This is a genomic window from Halomicronema sp. CCY15110 (assembly GCF_016888165.1).
Taxonomy (GTDB): domain Bacteria; phylum Cyanobacteriota; class Cyanobacteriia; order Phormidesmidales; family Phormidesmidaceae; genus Halomicronema.
Window position 1 is genome coordinate 15974 of the sequence record NZ_JACSWC010000428.1, and the last position, 14951, is coordinate 30924.

A 14951-nucleotide genomic window follows, 5' to 3' on the forward strand; every position below is an offset into this window, starting at 1 on the left:
CCATCGCCACAAATTTAGCAGCGGTAAAGCAATAGACGCCAAGGGCATTTCAAAATAGGTTGCTAATTTCCATGGAGACATCTAAAAGAAGTTGGCGGCCCGATCGCGGATCTCGTCCAGATCTGCGGGCTGCATCTTGTCGAGATTGGCCAGGATGAAATTCATGCGCCCTTGGGATTTCAGCTTGTCGCGGTGGCGATCGAGAAAGTCCCAGTAGAAGAAGTTGAAGGGGCAGGCATCGTCGCCCGTTTTCGCTTTGTGGTTGTAGCGGCAGCCCTTGCAGTAATCGCTCATGCGGTTTACGTAGTTGGCTGAGGCGGAATAGGGTTTTGAGGCGAGCACGCCACCATCGGCAAAGAGACCCATGCCGAGCACATTTGTCTGCATCACCCAGTCGTAGGCATCGATAAACGCGGCGTGAAACCAGTTTTCGACTTCCTGAGGGTTGAGTCCGGCGATGAGGGCAAAGTTGGCGAGGATCATCAGCCGCTGAATGTGGTGTCCGTAGCCCGTGCGCTGCACTTGGTCGATGACCTGATGCAGACAATTCATGTCGGTGTCGCCCGTCCAGAAAAAGTCGGGCAAGGGGCGATCGTGGTCAAAGAAATTGCGATCGCAGTAGTCTTCATCCACGTACCAATAGAGACCGCGCATGTATTCGCGCCAGCCCATCACCTGCCGAATGAAGCCTTCCACACTGTTCAGCGGCAAATCCTGTTCGTGATACGCCCGCTCGACAGCCTCAATCACTTCTAACGGTTGGAGCAGACCCAGGTTGAGATAAGGCGACAGCAGCGCGTGCCACATCGTATCTTCGCCCGTCACCATGGCGTCTTGATACGGGCCGAAGGTATTGAGGCGCGTGGCGATGAAATGGTCGAGCACTTGCAGCGCCTGGTCGCGGGTCACGGCCCAGGGAAACGGCTTAACCTCACCAAAGGTGGGAAAGTCGGCATTTTGCACCGCTGAGATCGCGGCTTGGGTGATCTCGTCCGGCTCGAAGGTCAGCGGTTCGGGAGTGTCAAGCTGGCCCTTCGGCGGTTTGCGATTTTCTTTATCAAAATTCCACTGACCGCCAACGGGTTCGCCGCCCGCCATCAGCACATTCAGTTCTTTGCGCCCGGCCCGATAAAAGCTTTCCATCAGCAGGCTTTTGCGATCGCTGGCCCACGCCTTGAAGCCGTCCACACTCCAGAGAAAATGATTGTTGGGGATGATTTCGAGATCACAGGGCAGGTCGAGAGTTTGCAAAAAGGTGAGGAAAGGGCGATCGCTGGGCTCCATCACCTGCAAAGTCGTAATGTCTTGATCCTCAATCCACTGGCGTAGCGGAGTTTCAAAATCTTTGGCAAGTTCATAACTCACCGTCCATCCCGCTGCTTGCAGTTCTGCGGCAAAGTGACGCATGGCTGACCAAACGAGCACGAGTTTTTGGGCGTGGTAGCGGCGCTGTTGCACATGCTGGCGGGACTCGATCATGAGCACTGGGGTCTCGGCTTGGTGCTCGTTCCGCTGGGCTAAGGCGGCCTGTCCCGCGTAGAGTTGATCGCCCAGTACCCAAACGCCCGTCGTCATGGTGCCGCCTCATGGTGAATGCTTTAAGTATTTTGACGACTTTTGGCGATCGCTGCCGACGTCTCCTTCGTCTTCTCACGAGGGGTTGGGGACATCGGCGGGTTCGCCATGGTGCTGTAGCAGCCTGGAGGAATCACACGATCGCCTGCACTCTCCAGCAATCACTCAATCTCAACTCAAGTGTGATCTTTTACGGATTCTTGATCGGCAAACTTGAAGTAGCCAGTATTGTGCAGATATCAGGGGCGCTCTTTTGTTTTCAGTCGTTACTTGTCAGACTTATGAAACTTTTTGACGTGCTCTGCCCATCCATGGTCAAACTATTGCCTTGGGCACTAGTGCTAGCGAGCGGTACTGTTGCCTTAGCCGAGCCCTATGTGCCACCGGCGGGTTTGGGAGCGCCAGGGCGGCGCGAAAGTGCGGGCACTCGCGGCTGTGCGTTTGGGAACCCAGCCAATCTCATCGCGCTGATGCCGACTGAGAATATTGGCCTCACTGCCGAGCCTTATCCTCAGTTTTACTGGTATATGCCACTCAACCAAGCAGAATTTGTGGAATTGACGTTAGCTCAGGTTGATGCAAACGGTGTGGAGTCGCCTTTTTACACCACACGATTGGACGTCTCCAGTGATGCTGGCATTGTTAGTTTTGAGGTGCCAGAAAGCGCTGATTTGCCAGTGCTGGAGGCCGGCGATCGCTACCGTTGGCAAGTCGCGGCTTTTTGTAACCCTGCCAATGAAGTTGGCGATTTACAAATTGAAGGCTGGGTGGAATATCAGCCCCCCAGCCAAGGTCTGAGTAGTGTGCTCGCCTTAGTTTCTGAGTCCGACCAGGTAAGCCTATATACGCAAAATGGCTATTGGTTTGACGCGGTGGATCAGTTGGCGACGCTGCAAACGATGAACCCGAGCGATCGCCGCCTACCAGACCGCTGGGCTGAGCTGCTGAGTTCCGTTGAGCTCGATGAAATCGTCAACCAACCGCTGACGATGCCTTAGTTTCTGGCAAGTTTGGCGGGCGGCGGTGCCTATCCCAGAGCTGGCAGCCGCCTCGCTACTTTTGCACAGTGATACCGACACCTAAGAAACGTGAAGATTTCGACCATTGTTGCGATCTCTGATAGCAGGCATAGTATGCCTGGATTAGGCAGCGGCAACTTAAGCGTTTCCTCTGCGGTGCGATCGCTGCTACTGCTTTGCTTTCGTCTGCGAGGGAAGCCCCCATGTTTGATCATCAAGCCAGTCTGACAGAACAGCTCAAAAAGCTCTTAATGCGGGTCAGCCGCCTCGAAGCCGCCCTTGACGTCGATGATCTGGAAGAAGTTGTCCCTGAGACAGCGATCGCCAAGCAGTTTTGCAGCTTGCCCCAAATTCCCAACCGCGAACTCCCCGATGACCTTTCGCCCCATCGGGCGCGGCTCATTCGCTACATCGACAAAAAGTGGATGAATGGCACCAAGCTCCGCTACTACTTTTTCACGAGCGGTGCCTATGGTGGAGCGATCGAGCAAATCGAAGTCGTCAGAGAAGCGTTTCGCCTTTGGGAGAACGTAGGCATTGGCCTGACTTTTGAAGAAATCACCAATATCAGTGAAGCAGAAATTCGGATTGGGTTTGAGCGGGGGGTCGGTTCATGGTCCTACGTGGGGCGCGATGTTCTGGACATTCCCGGTCAGGCAGAACGCACGATGAACTTCGGCTGGGACTTAACCCGCGATCCGCGCGGTGTAGATACTCCAGTCCACGAAATCGGCCATACGCTGGGCTTTCCCCATGAGCACCAAAATCCGTTCGCGGGGATTGAGTGGGATGAGGCCGCCGTATATGAATACTTTGGCGGTCCCCCTAACAACTGGGCTCGTGAAACGACTTTCTACAATATTCTGCGGAAGTTATCCCAGGGCGAGGTGGGTGGTTCCGAATGGGATCCCGACTCCGTCATGCATTATTCGTTTCCCAGTGGTTTGATTCTGGAGCCCGAAAAATACCAGCAGGGCATCAGGCCAGCCGGAGGCCTATCGCCTCAAGATATCGAGCAGACCAAACTGTTTTACCCCCCGCTCGAAGCCACTTATCCAGAGTTGCAGGTTTTCCGGTCGGCAATGCTGTCGTTGGCCCCCGCCGAACAAAAGAATTTCACCATCCGACCTGACGCCACCCGAAGCTATACCATTCAGACCTTTGGCGCTGCCGATACTGTCATGGTGCTCTTTGAAGACCAAAACGGCGATTTGAAATATGTCACTGGCGATGACGACAGCGGTACCGATACCAACGCCCGGCTGCGGGTCAGACTGTACAAAGATCGGCAATACGTACTGCGCATTCGTCTCTACTTCAACTATTCTGCCGGGCAAACCGCCGTGATGATGTGGTGAGATGGCCGCCGGGGGCAGGCTCACCGCCGGGTGGGTGGGGGTGATGCTCTATCCTTGAAACGCATTTTCGATATATTCCACCAGGGTCAAGGGTGCTTCGCCTGGCGGTGAGTGGTGTAAGCCCGTGGCCAGTTTGCCTTGGCTCACCAGCGCCACATCAAACCGACAGGGCAGGTCACTGTAGGCGACATATTCGGTCAAAAAAGTTTGCGCACTACGCCAGAGTTTTTGCTGCTTTTGGGGCGTAATGGCGAGTCTGCCGCCTTGATCCAGGCCTGGGCGGCGGCGGGTTTTGACTTCGACAAACACAACTCCGACATTGGAGTCAACATGTCGGGCCACAAGATCAAGTTCGCCCCAGCGACAGTGCCACTGCTGGGCGACGATTTCCCACCCCTGTTGGCGCAGCCAGGCCGCGACTAGGGCTTCGCCGCGATCGCCTAGTTGTCGTTTTGCCGTTGTTGGCATCTCTCATGTTCCTACGCTAAGACCGATCGCGGTGCGGGCGATAGAACTTCATCGTCGGCCTTGGTCCCATGCCATTAGCCCAACAGGCACGCGATCGGATACAACACATACTCTAAGAAAAAGAGCTGCCAAATGAATTGGTAAAAGTTGGTAAACGTCAGCGGCAGATCGGCGCTCGCGGCTTGATTGGGCATAGCGACCCGATAGCTACGCCACCAAAACCAGCCCAGCAACGTACTATGAGTCAACCAAATAAAGAGCCAGTTAATGCCGGGAATCAACGGGACGGCAGCCATCATGCCGACATAGCAAAGTGTCAACACCAGTCGCGCCACTTGATAAACCCGCGCTTGCCCAAGCTGCACCGTAAAGGTGGTGATATTGAAGCGGCGATCGCCCTCAATATCGGGGATATCCTTGAAAATGGCGATCACGATGCTGAACACCAGCACGAAGGCTGTCAAGGCCCACATGCGAGCGGGAATCGCCAAAGGCAGCCTGAGTTGATGGCTGTAGTGCAGGAATAAGCCCAGATTCACAATGCCCCCGCGCACGGTCAAAATGCAGACCGATGCCCAAAAGGGAAACCGCTTTAAGCGGACAGGCGGCACTGAGTAGGCTGTGCCAATCATTAAACTCAGTAAAATCGTCGCCAGTAGATACCAGTTGCCTAAGGCCGCTAACAAAATGCTTAGACTGGCGGCAAAGACGATGATGCTCCAAGCATTGCCGCTCGAAAATTCACCCGAAGCGATCGGCAGCGCCGGTTTGTTGATGCGATCGATCTCGACATCCTCAATCTGATTAAGCCCAACGATATACACATTGCCCGCTAAACAAGCCAGTAGCGGCAACACCAGCGAAAACGGATTCAAGGCGGGGGTGACACCGCTGTCTTGCACCACCGTCCAGCTAATGACAAATACCCCGATCACGCTAAGGCTCGTGCCAATGATGGTGTGGGGCCGAGAAAATTTCCAAAAGGCAGCCAACCAGGGCAGCGGCGTCCGAAACAGACTAAGCTGCTGGACTGGTGCTGGTGTTGCCTGGGGAGAAACGCTTTGACCCATCGCTATGATGCGCTCGTATGAGGTTTCCTGTTTAGACTATCGGGTGTGAGGCTCGTCGTGACAAGACTGGGACAAGATATCGGAAAAGTTATACCGATGAATCGTCAGGCAGATATTGAATCAGCACGTATGGCTGCACAATCAAAGTCTGAAATTGGCGACTGCGATCGCGCTCCCAATCGGCCATTTGCTCGACGGTAGGCTTGGTAATCAGCGCTTCGCTAATCCAGCGCTGCACGGAAGTCACGTTATCCGTGGCGACGGCGGCCCCCACCTCGGCCAAGTCTAGGCCCGGATTCACCAAGACGATACTGTCGCGGGCCGCATGAGGTAGCAGGTTATACCAAGCGGCAGGGCCAATCATTGACTTCAGTTCTTGTTTCAGATCTTGCGTCATTACCGAGAATATGAATCAGGGAGCCATTGTAACGTGTTGTGTTGGCACTTTCAGCGTTGCGAGTCCCGTCGCCCCTGCCAGCAAAATTGCGACGGTATACAAGAACCGTAAGATTCACGACAGATCTTTTTTCCAAAAACATTAACAATTGAATATATCCATTAACGCGTTTTGGATAGGGGGGTTGCGGCATGACATTCTCTATCGTGGCCTGGGATCCTTTCACTGGGATGACGGGCGTGGCTGTGGCTACCAAGCATTTGGCTGTGGGGGCATTGGTGCCCCATGCGAAGGCGGCAGTGGGGGCGATCGCGACTCAAGCCCAAACGAATCCGCTACTCGGCATCTGGGGCCTGCGCCTGCTCGAAAGTCGCAAGGCGGCTCAAGCTGATTCAGTCAATATTCCCGTGGCGGACGTGCTTGACGTGTTGCTACAAAACGACGAAGAGCGTGATTATCGGCAGCTTCACTTAGTCGATCATCAGGGCCATACCACCGCTTGGACGGGGCAGCACTGCACCGACTGGGCTGGGCATTTTACGTTTCCGAATTTTTCTGTCGCAGGCAACATGCTGGTGGGTGAGCAGGTGCTGCACGCCATGGCTGAAACCTTCCGCAATAATCCTTCTCTGAGCTTTTCGGAACGGTTGTTGTGTGCGCTGGAAGCCGGGGATTTGGCGGGCGGCGATAAGCGCGGCAAGCAATCCGCAGCGCTGTATGTGGTGCAGGATGACTTCTATCCCTATTTGGATCTCCGGGTCGATAATAATCCTGAGCCCATTGTGGAACTGCGTACTCTGTTCGTCGAAGCGCACAAGGACTATTACCAATCTTTCCGCCAAACCATGCCGTCTCATAAGCAGCGGCCCTTCAAAATCGAGCCGATCTGGACTCGCAAAGTGGTGTAGCTAGCGCCGGACTGCGATCGCGCCTCGTTCTGCCATCCAGTGGGTAAAGCGTTGTGCTAAAGATGTTTCGGCCAGCCGCTGAGGTGTTAAAACTGGCCGTAGCTGGTTGTGGATAAGGGTGTGGAAAAGCAGCAGTTTCGGATTGGCACGTTTAACCTCAATAATTTAGTGCTGCCTGAGGTGGAGTACTACCACGGCGAGTGTTACTCAAGCGCTGACTATCACCAGAAGGTGGCCTGGACGGCACGCCAGCTAGACCGTATGCAGGTCGATCTGGTGGGGTTTCAAGAAATCTTTCAGGAGCAGGCGTTAGCGGAAGTGCTGGCAGCTACCGATAGCGCCAAGCAGCATCAGCTGGTGATGGCGGCAGGCATTGGTAACGGGCCTGGGGTGGCGCTGGCGACGAGGTTTCCCGTTTTGGGGCAGCGAGTTTACATCGATTTTCCGCCGGAGAGTTGGCTGAGTGTGGATGCGGAAAAAGCTCGCATTCCGCTCACTTCGTTTTCGCATCCGGTGTTGGCGGTGGATGTGGAGTTGCCGAATGGCACGCACTGCACGGTGTTTGTGGTGCATTTGAAATCGAAGCGACCGATGATGTTCCGTAATGTCGATCGCACTGACCCGGTAGAAATCGCGAAGGGGCAAGCGCGATCGCTGATCCGCCGGGCAGCCGAAGCCACGGCTCTGCGCTACATCTTGATGGAAAAGTTACGCGATCGCCGCTATCCCGTCATTGTGATGGGGGATGTGAACGATAACCACACATCAGTGACGACTCAGCTCGTAACGGGGCAGCCGCCATGGGAATGCTGGCCGTTTCGAAAAAAGGTGCCCGTTTGGGACACGCTGCTGTATCAGGTCAAAGATATTCAGGCCCGGCTGGGCTACGGCGACCACTACTACACCCACATTCACAACGGTCACTACGACAGCTTGGATCACATCATGGTGAGCGAAGAATTTGCCCCGCGCAACCGCAACCACATTGGTCAGGTGATTTACGTCTCGGTTTACAATGACCACTTGTTTGACCAAACCTTGCTGGATGACCAGATCGAGCCGTGGAAGTCGGATCACGGTCAGGTGGTGGCGACGATCGCGTTAGATGATTAGTGCTAGCGCTGCCGTGCTATCCGGCGATGCGGATTAGTGCGGCCCGGCAAATGCCCTTGTTTTGCGAACTGTCATGACCGATCACTCTGCCCAGTTGCGTCCGACCACGCCCGCCAATTTAGAGTTTGTGCTGTCAGCGGAGGCCACTGCCCATGCATCAGGGTTTGTACAACTGTGGACGCGCGATCGCCATTTGCAAACCTTGGATGATCCCAACGCAGGCCACTGGATCATCGAAGACACAACGACTCATAAACGGGTGGGGTACGTGATTTTGTTAGGGCTGCAAGACCCCCACCAGTGCCTGCTGCTCAAGCGCATCGTGATTACGCAAACGGGTAAAGGCTATGGTCGCTCGGTTCTCATGCAGGTGCTTGATAAAGCCTTTAACGAATTTGCGGCCCATCGCATTTGGCTCGATGTGATGGAAGATAATCACCGCGCGCGATCGCTGTATCGCAGTTTGGGCTTTGTGGAAGAGGGCTGCCTGCGGGAGAGCGTGAAAATGGGTGAGCAGTTTAAGTCGCAGTGGCTGATGTCGATGTTGCGATCGGAGTTTGTGGCGCGATCGTCGCCCTGACTCACCGCTAGAGATCAAAACCCCGGTTTCTAGGCAGGAACCGGCACATATGCCAGTGTCCAGAATTCAGAAACCGGGGTTTTCTACAGATTTAAGCTGCCAACAGTTGCCGCAGCACGTAGTGCAGGATGCCGCCATTGCGGTAGTACTCGACTTCATCGAGGGTATCGATGCGGCAGAGCAGATCCGCCGATGCGGTGGTGCCGTCAGCGCGATGCGCGGTCAGGGTGACAGTCATGCCGGGTTGAATGCCACCGCTGAGGCCAGTCAGGTCAAAGGTTTCGCTGCCGTCCAGCTTCAGGGTCTCGCGATCGCTGCCAGGCTGGAATTGCAGCGGCAACACCCCCATGCCCACCAGGTTAGAGCGGTGGATACGCTCAAAGCTTTCTGCCACCACGGCTTTGACACCCAGGAGACGGGTGCCCTTGGCGGCCCAGTCGCGGGAGGAGCCGGTGCCGTACTCTTTACCCGCAATGACCACCAGCGGCGTGCCTTCCGCCTGGTACTGCATCGCCGCGTCGTAGATCGACATCTCTTCCCCAGCAGGCATGTACTTGGTCACGCCGCCGGAGGAACCGGGCACCAGCTCATTTTGCAGGCGAATGTTGGCGAAGGTGCCGCGCATCATCACCTCGTGGTTGCCCCGTCGCGATCCGTAGGAGTTGAACTCGCTCACGGGCACGTCATGGCTCTGCAAATAGCTGCCCGTGGGGCCGTCAGTTTTAATCGCGCCAGCGGGCGAGATGTGGTCGGTGGTGATGCTGTCGCCGAGCAGTGCCAGCAGACGCGCTCCGGTAATGTCGGCGGCACTGCTGCCGTTGACCGTCGCAGCCATATTTTCAAAGAAGGGGGGATTTTGCACATAGGTGCTGTCGCCCTGCCAGTCATAGGTCTGGCTTTCTTCGGCGGCGATCGCTTGCCAATCTGCCGTGCCGCTGAAAACATTGCTGTAGCGACTGCGGAACATTTCTGGCGTCAGCGCTTCTCCCATCACCGCTTTGATTTCTTCGGTGGTGGGCCAAATGTCTTTGAGGTACACAGGGCGACCGTCCGCGTCTTGACCGATGGGGTCGGTTTTCAAATCAATGGCGAGGTTGCCCGCGATCGCATAGGCGACGACTAGCGGCGGCGAGGCCAGATAATTCGCCTTAGTGTGGGGGCTAACTCGCCCTTCAAAGTTGCGGTTGCCGGAGAGCACAGCCCCGACCACCAGGTCTTTGGCATTGATGGCGTCCACAATCGGTTCCGGCAGGGGACCCGAGTTGCCGATGCAGGTGGTGCAGCCGTAGCCCACCAGGTTGAAGCCCAGCGCATCCAGATCTTCCTGCAAATTAGCCTTTTCCAGATAGTCAGACACGACTTGGCTGCCGGGAGCCAGGGAGGTTTTCACCCAGGGCTTCACCGTCAGTCCCTTGGCGCGAGCTTTGCGGGCGACGAGCCCGGCCCCAATCATCACCGAAGGATTGGACGTGTTGGTACAGCTGGTGATGGCGGCGATCGCCACCGCGCCATCCGTCAGCTCATAGTCCGCTCCCGCCACGGGCACTGACCGCTTTTCGGCGTAAGACTCTAGCCCGCTAAAGGTGGGAAAGTCCGACGTTGTGAACTGTGCCGCCAGATCAGACAGCAGCACCCGATCTTGGGGCCGCTTGGGGCCAGCCAGAGAGGGTTCGACGGTGGCGAGGTCGAGTTCTAACGTGTCCGTGAAGACGGGATCGGGGGTGTCGTCTTCGCGCCAGAGACCTTGGGCTTTGGCGTAGGCTTCCACCAGGGCCACCCGTTCCGGATCGCGACCGGAGAAGGCCAAGTAGTTCAGCGTCTCCGCATCGATGGGGAAGAAGCCGCAGGTCGCGCCGTATTCCGGAGCCATGTTAGAGATGGTGGCGCGATCGGCCAGGGTCAGGTGCGAGAGGCCGTCGCCGTAAAATTCGACAAACTTGCTGACGACGCCCTTTTGCCGCAGCATTTGCACGACGGTGAGCACCAGGTCAGTCGCCGTGGCCCCCTGGGGCAACTTGCCCGTCAGCTTAAAGCCCACCACTTCGGGGATCAGCATAGAAATGGGCTGTCCTAGCATGGCCGCTTCGGCTTCAATGCCGCCGACGCCCCAGCCCAGCACCGCCAGGCCGTTGATCATGGTGGTGTGGCTGTCGGTGCCCACCAACGTATCGGGGTAGGCGACGGTTTCGCCATTTTCTTCCTTTGTCCAGACGGTTTGGGCCAGATATTCCAGGTTCACTTGGTGGCAAATGCCCGTTCCCGGCGGCACCACGCGGAAGTTGTCGAACGCTTTTTGGCCCCAACTGAGGAACGCATAACGCTCGCCGTTGCGCTCAAATTCACGCTTCACATTGTCGCCAAAGGCGCTGTCACTGCCAAAGCTGTCCACCATGACGGAGTGGTCAATGACCAAATCGACCGGGGATAGGGGATTGATCTGTTCGGGATTGCCGCCGAGCTTGACCATGGCATCGCGCATGGCCGCCAGATCCACCACCGCAGGCACCCCGGTGAAATCTTGCATCAGTACGCGGGCCGGCCGATAGGCAATTTCTTGATCAGAGGACCGAGTTTCGAGCCATTGGGCGATCGCCCGTACGTCATCCGCCGTGACTGTGCGGTCATCTTCATACCGCAGCAAATTTTCCAGCAGCACCTTGAGGCTAAAGGGCAAGCGATCGATATCCCCTAAGGTCTTCGCGGCTTCCGGCAGACTGTAATAGGTATATTCCTTGCCGTTCACATTCAGGCTGGACTTGGCGTTGAAGCTATTGGTCACGGCGATCGCGCTCCTCATCTCATTGAAAAAACCTGTAGGCATCATTATGCCAAGCTAAACGATTCTACAGCTTGCGTTGAGACTGGCTGGTAGGAAATGTTGCAGTCCAGAGCCCCATCAGGGGACGGTTCCCTTGATCATGTCCCAGCGCTTGGATGCAGCCGACAGGGAACCGTCTCCTCTGCACCGACGAAAAATGGCTGGGAGCAGTTGGGATTAGCGTTGAGCAGGCGTTTGGTCGTCTAACACCCGCGCCTCGCGCTCAAACAGTTCCAGCTTTTTCCAATCACTTGGCCCCTTGAGGGACAATTCCTTCAGCGCCACTTGTCGCCCGGTAAAGGCATCTTCGGCGCGATAGGTGATGCCGCTGCCGCCGCGCCCCAACACGTCCATGATTTTGTAGCGGGATTGAACTAAGGTGCCGATGGGCTGGATGTCGTGCATGGTTCTCGGTGGGGAACGATAGCTGCGATCTACCGACAGTGTGCCCGACCTAGTTTGAGGGCGATCGCTGGCCAGATGACCGTACGCCTGAGCGGGGGCAGCGATCGTCAAGATGCGATAAGAAAACTGAAGTGATGATCAGACCCTACGTTAACTTGGAGGGCAACCGACCGAGTTGTCACAAGCGCCAGATTCAGCATGGACCCTTCGTCTCCTGCCTCGTCTCCGTCCTCCTCTGCCCAGGTTCCCGCCACGAAGTCACCCCGGTCACCTGAAGCTGAGCTGAGCTGGCTGATCGAGCAGACCTTAACACGCATTCACCATAAGCAAACCACGCTGCAAGCGATCGAGCAGACGCCGCGCCGCCTGCGGCAGCAACTGGCCCAGCTCCACCGGGGCATTCGACAGGCGGAGAGCTTGCTCGCTAGTGATGACATCGCCCTAGAGGCAGCTAGTCAGGCCGAGTATCAAACCGACCTCAAAGCCATCACCCATTTTGTCGACCAGATTGCCACAGACCCCAGTGATGCTAGCGATGTCGCGGCCTCACTGAATCGATTGAACGTGCGCAACGGGTTTGAATTGCTCAGGTGGTGGCTAGACGAAATTCAAATTGAACGGCGGGCGATCGCGCCGCTACCCGGTTTAGGAGAGGAACCGTCAGCGATCGATCAAGCACTGGAACGGTTGGGGCGATCGCTCCAGCCGCCGCCGCTACTTGTCAGCGTCCCGCTTGATACCCCCCTCAATGCCGCGATCGCCAAGCGCCTCAACCGTCTAGCTGGCTTGCTGCATCGTATTGACGGCCTGAGCCAGTGCCGTGCAGTGCGCCCCAACTGGCTGCAACCAGATTTGTGGTTCAACAAAGCTGGCTCCATTGCGCCCCAGTTGCGCCCGCTGGTGTATCAGATTGACCGCGCGGTTGATCGCCTCGACTACCAGACCGCAGCGGCCCCCGATTTGTTAGAAGAGACTGAAGTATTTGTTGAGCGTCAACTGCACCGCTACGAATACTGCTTCGGCTTCGGCTGGCTGGCGAGCCGCTTGAGCGATATCAACCGCTTTCGCTCGCCCCAAGCCCGCGTGATGCTGGGCATGGCGACGACGTTATCGCTGGCCATCGTCACGATTGCGACGGTTTCAGGAGTGTTTACGACGGTGAGCCGCCAGCTCGAATCACCCGTGCCCAAAAGCCTTCAGCTCCAGCAAAAGCGCAACACCGACCTGCAAACCCTTCAGGAAGAAGTGCAGCTGTTGCGGAACCAGGAAACCGAGCGACAGGCCATACAAAATAGCATCGCGGCTCAAGCGCTTCAGAACCGGGTGGCCGAACCGGAGGAATCGACCAGCCCAGCATCGACAGCGGCCCCCGAGTCCGACGCCACCAATCCTGAAAGTGCGGCGACGACTCCTGCAGAGGCTGCTGCCGAAGACCAGGCAGCGGGAACCCCTTCAACCGACGAGCCGACGGCAGCGGCGGCAACAAACGCGCCCCCTGGCACCGATGCGACGACGGCCCTGCCCCAAAAAGAGCGCGAGCTAACCTCACAGATTCAAGCCCAGCGAGATAAGGTCGATACCCTGCTGCTGGAGATCAATGCGCTCACTGAGCAGATTAACGCCGCCCGCACATCTGAAGCGAACGATCGCAACCTCAATCAAGATCCCGATCCCGATACGACGTTGAAACTCATCGCCAATTGGTTGAATAATCAGCAGATTCAAAATCACCTCAGTCGGTTGGCGCTGGCCGCGTTTGCGGGGGCGCTCGGCAGCATGATGAGCATCGTTATTCGGCTGGATAAGCTGGACGAAGACAACCTCAAAAATCCCTATGCGTTGGGCTGCTTGAAACCGTTGATTGGTGCCGTGTTTGGCGTGGTGGTGTTTGCCCTATTGAGTACCAAAGTGGTGGATGTGCTGCCGGCGGGCTTCGACCTGTACGAGGAAACTACTAGCAGTTCAACGACCCTACAGCGGCGCGATCCGCTCGGGGTCATTGACTCGCAAGAAGTCTATAAAATCTTTGTGGCGGCGTTTATCGCGGGCTTTAGTGAACGGCTCGCGAGTGACACGCTGAAACCTTGGGCCGATCGCAAGGGCGAGTGAGGCGATCGCTCTCGATGGCAACCACAGATTTAGTCCCCTTCACGCTTCTGTCTCCTTGGCACAGCGCATTGATGACGGACGGCTCCAAACCGTCCGGAGCCGGACTCACTTCTTAGCCGACTTGCGGCTTTCCAGCCGAAACAGAAAGACCATGAGGGCGACGACGCCAACTTGCAGGGCCAGATTAGGCAGGGCTGTCCCGACATCCCGCCCTGCGAGCACTTGCGTGAAAAAGATGAACGCCCCGATCGCTCCGGAGGCGGCAAAGGTGCCATAGATAAATTTGCGCAGCCCTTTGTAGGGGGCTTTGGCTTCGGCCATGAGGCGTTGGTACTTTTCCGGACTCATGCCGGGGGGGATGCGATCGCGATCGGCCATGGGGGTGGGGGGGTGAGTGGGTGGCAGGGTGAGTGGGTGGCAGGGAACGTGGGTGAGGTCGGTGGAGTGGGTGGCAGGGTGAGTGGGTGGCAGGGTGAGTGGAGTCGGTGAGCGTAATCGGTGGGGGCGGTGCCTTCGTGATCCCGTGCTCGGACGGTTCTCCGGATTTCACAGCCTGCCCGCTACTGTTTCACCTTACTGAATTTCGGCCTTTTGTACCGAGCCATCCTGGGGGCCGAGCAGGAGTTTGAGGGGGCGATCGCGTTCGGTGGCCTGCACGGCGCGGCGGTAAACGGCAGCGTTGGTGGGCAGGGTGACGGTCTGACCCTGTTGGTCAAAGGTCATCGTAAAGTCGATGGATTTGTCGATGAGTGGTTCCGCATACTTTTCGCCATCTTGGAGCCGGGCTTCCAACTCATCCACCGAGGGTTTGGGGGGAATCGCGGGCCACCAGATGCCATCGGAGTCTCGCTCCCCGGTGGGATCGACCGTCGGTTCACCGTTCATATTGATCAGCGAGTTGGTCTCAAATTCTTCCAGGCGGCGATCGCGGGGGCGATCTTGGTTCACGTTCGCCGGGGAGTATTCGGCCCGCCAGGTGTAGGTGGTGACGGCCATCGCTTCAAAGTCGGTGGTCACCGTTTCACTACAGCTAGCGAGGGCGATCGCCAGACCCAGTCCGGTGGCGAGGCCGAGCAGTTTTTTCGGAGCAGTTTGGAATCCTGAAATCATGGGGCAATACACACAGCGGAG

Annotated in this window: 14 protein-coding genes; 6 read left to right on the forward strand and 8 right to left on the reverse strand. The window is 56.8% G+C overall.

Going from position 1 to position 14951, the window contains the following annotated elements:
* Window positions 1-81: 81 nt before the first annotated feature.
* Window positions 82-1575: a cryptochrome/photolyase family protein gene (locus tag JUK32_RS24075; RefSeq protein WP_204141419.1), complete on the reverse strand. Its 1494-nt coding sequence runs from the start codon at window positions 1573-1575 to the stop codon at window positions 82-84.
* 281 nt (window positions 1576-1856) lie between these two features.
* Here JUK32_RS24075 and JUK32_RS24080 point away from each other — a divergent pair, with 281 nt between their 5' ends.
* Together JUK32_RS24080 and JUK32_RS24085 are read left to right on the forward strand one after the other, a co-directional pair.
* Window positions 1857-2573: a DUF928 domain-containing protein gene (locus tag JUK32_RS24080; protein WP_204141420.1), complete on the forward strand. Its 717-nt coding sequence runs from the start codon at window positions 1857-1859 to the stop codon at window positions 2571-2573.
* A gap of 224 nt (window positions 2574-2797) precedes the next feature.
* Window positions 2798-3952 (forward strand): matrixin family metalloprotease, encoded by a 1155-nt coding sequence (locus tag JUK32_RS24085; protein WP_204141421.1) that lies wholly within the window; start codon window positions 2798-2800, stop codon window positions 3950-3952.
* A gap of 48 nt (window positions 3953-4000) precedes the next feature.
* Here JUK32_RS24085 and JUK32_RS24090 read toward each other — a convergent pair whose 3' ends face one another.
* From JUK32_RS24090 to JUK32_RS24100, 3 genes are all read right to left on the reverse strand, one after another.
* Window positions 4001-4420, reverse strand: coding sequence for a YraN family protein (locus JUK32_RS24090; RefSeq protein ID WP_204141422.1), 420 nt, complete (start codon window positions 4418-4420; stop codon window positions 4001-4003).
* Between the two features lie 74 nt (window positions 4421-4494).
* Entirely contained in the window at window positions 4495-5490 is a 996-nt protein-coding gene (locus JUK32_RS24095) for a homogentisate phytyltransferase (protein ID WP_204141423.1), read from the reverse strand.
* 88 nt (window positions 5491-5578) lie between these two features.
* On the reverse strand, window positions 5579-5887 hold the full coding sequence (locus JUK32_RS24100; protein ID WP_204141424.1) for a DUF2288 domain-containing protein: 309 nt from the start codon (window positions 5885-5887) through the stop codon (window positions 5579-5581).
* Between the two features lie 191 nt (window positions 5888-6078).
* Here JUK32_RS24100 and JUK32_RS24105 point away from each other — a divergent pair, with 191 nt between their 5' ends.
* The 3 genes from JUK32_RS24105 (at window position 6079) to JUK32_RS24115 (ending at window position 8488) form a co-directional block, all read left to right on the forward strand.
* A complete protein-coding gene (locus JUK32_RS24105; protein ID WP_204141425.1) occupies window positions 6079-6795 on the forward strand; it encodes a DUF1028 domain-containing protein in 717 nt (238 codons plus the stop codon).
* 120 nt (window positions 6796-6915) lie between these two features.
* Window positions 6916-7908, forward strand: coding sequence for an endonuclease/exonuclease/phosphatase family protein (locus JUK32_RS24110; protein ID WP_204141426.1), 993 nt, complete (start codon window positions 6916-6918; stop codon window positions 7906-7908).
* Window positions 7909-7981: 73 nt separating this feature from the next.
* Window positions 7982-8488, forward strand: a complete 507-nt coding sequence (locus JUK32_RS24115) for a GNAT family N-acetyltransferase (protein ID WP_204141427.1) — start codon at window positions 7982-7984, stop codon at window positions 8486-8488.
* 91 nt (window positions 8489-8579) lie between these two features.
* Here the strand turns inward: JUK32_RS24115 and acnA are convergent, their stop codons facing one another.
* Together acnA and JUK32_RS24125 are read right to left on the reverse strand one after the other, a co-directional pair.
* Window positions 8580-11309, reverse strand: coding sequence for an aconitate hydratase AcnA (gene acnA / locus JUK32_RS24120; protein ID WP_239113017.1), 2730 nt, complete (start codon window positions 11307-11309; stop codon window positions 8580-8582).
* Window positions 11310-11483: 174 nt separating this feature from the next.
* Window positions 11484-11822, reverse strand: coding sequence for a hypothetical protein (locus JUK32_RS24125; protein ID WP_204141428.1), 339 nt, complete (start codon window positions 11820-11822; stop codon window positions 11484-11486).
* Window positions 11823-11909: 87 nt separating this feature from the next.
* Between JUK32_RS24125 and JUK32_RS24130 the strand changes: the two genes are divergently transcribed.
* Window positions 11910-13820 (forward strand): hypothetical protein, encoded by a 1911-nt coding sequence (locus tag JUK32_RS24130; protein ID WP_204141429.1) that lies wholly within the window; start codon window positions 11910-11912, stop codon window positions 13818-13820.
* 105 nt (window positions 13821-13925) lie between these two features.
* Here JUK32_RS24130 and JUK32_RS24135 read toward each other — a convergent pair whose 3' ends face one another.
* Together JUK32_RS24135 and JUK32_RS24140 are read right to left on the reverse strand one after the other, a co-directional pair.
* Window positions 13926-14198 carry a DUF3493 domain-containing protein gene (locus JUK32_RS24135; protein WP_204141430.1) on the reverse strand — a complete coding sequence of 91 codons (273 nt, stop codon included), beginning with the start codon at window positions 14196-14198 and terminating at the stop codon, window positions 13926-13928.
* A gap of 195 nt (window positions 14199-14393) precedes the next feature.
* Window positions 14394-14930 carry a hypothetical protein gene (locus tag JUK32_RS24140; RefSeq protein ID WP_204141431.1) on the reverse strand — a complete coding sequence of 179 codons (537 nt, stop codon included), beginning with the start codon at window positions 14928-14930 and terminating at the stop codon, window positions 14394-14396.
* Window positions 14931-14951 lie beyond the last annotated feature (21 nt).

Bases quoted from the DNA above. Each gene is read 5' to 3' on its own strand.
- JUK32_RS24135 (WP_204141430.1), bottom strand. From the start codon at position 14,198: ATGGCCGATCGCGATCGCATCCCCCCCGGCATGAGTCCGGAAAAGTAC.
- JUK32_RS24140 (WP_204141431.1), bottom strand. From the start codon at position 14,930: ATGATTTCAGGATTCCAAACTGCTCCGAAAAAACTGCTCGGCCTCGCC.
- JUK32_RS24090 (WP_204141422.1), bottom strand. From the start codon at position 4,420: ATGCCAACAACGGCAAAACGACAACTAGGCGATCGCGGCGAAGCCCTA.
- acnA (WP_239113017.1), bottom strand. From the start codon at position 11,309: ATGCCTACAGGTTTTTTCAATGAGATGAGGAGCGCGATCGCCGTGACC.
- JUK32_RS24075 (WP_204141419.1), bottom strand. From the start codon at position 1,575: ATGACGACGGGCGTTTGGGTACTGGGCGATCAACTCTACGCGGGACAG.
- JUK32_RS24085 (WP_204141421.1), top strand. From the start codon at position 2,798: ATGTTTGATCATCAAGCCAGTCTGACAGAACAGCTCAAAAAGCTCTTA.
- JUK32_RS24130 (WP_204141429.1), top strand. From the start codon at position 11,910: ATGGACCCTTCGTCTCCTGCCTCGTCTCCGTCCTCCTCTGCCCAGGTT.
- JUK32_RS24115 (WP_204141427.1), top strand. From the start codon at position 7,982: ATGACCGATCACTCTGCCCAGTTGCGTCCGACCACGCCCGCCAATTTA.
- JUK32_RS24080 (WP_204141420.1), top strand. From the start codon at position 1,857: ATGAAACTTTTTGACGTGCTCTGCCCATCCATGGTCAAACTATTGCCT.
- JUK32_RS24105 (WP_204141425.1), top strand. From the start codon at position 6,079: ATGACATTCTCTATCGTGGCCTGGGATCCTTTCACTGGGATGACGGGC.
- JUK32_RS24095 (WP_204141423.1), bottom strand. From the start codon at position 5,490: ATGGGTCAAAGCGTTTCTCCCCAGGCAACACCAGCACCAGTCCAGCAG.
- JUK32_RS24100 (WP_204141424.1), bottom strand. From the start codon at position 5,887: ATGACGCAAGATCTGAAACAAGAACTGAAGTCAATGATTGGCCCTGCC.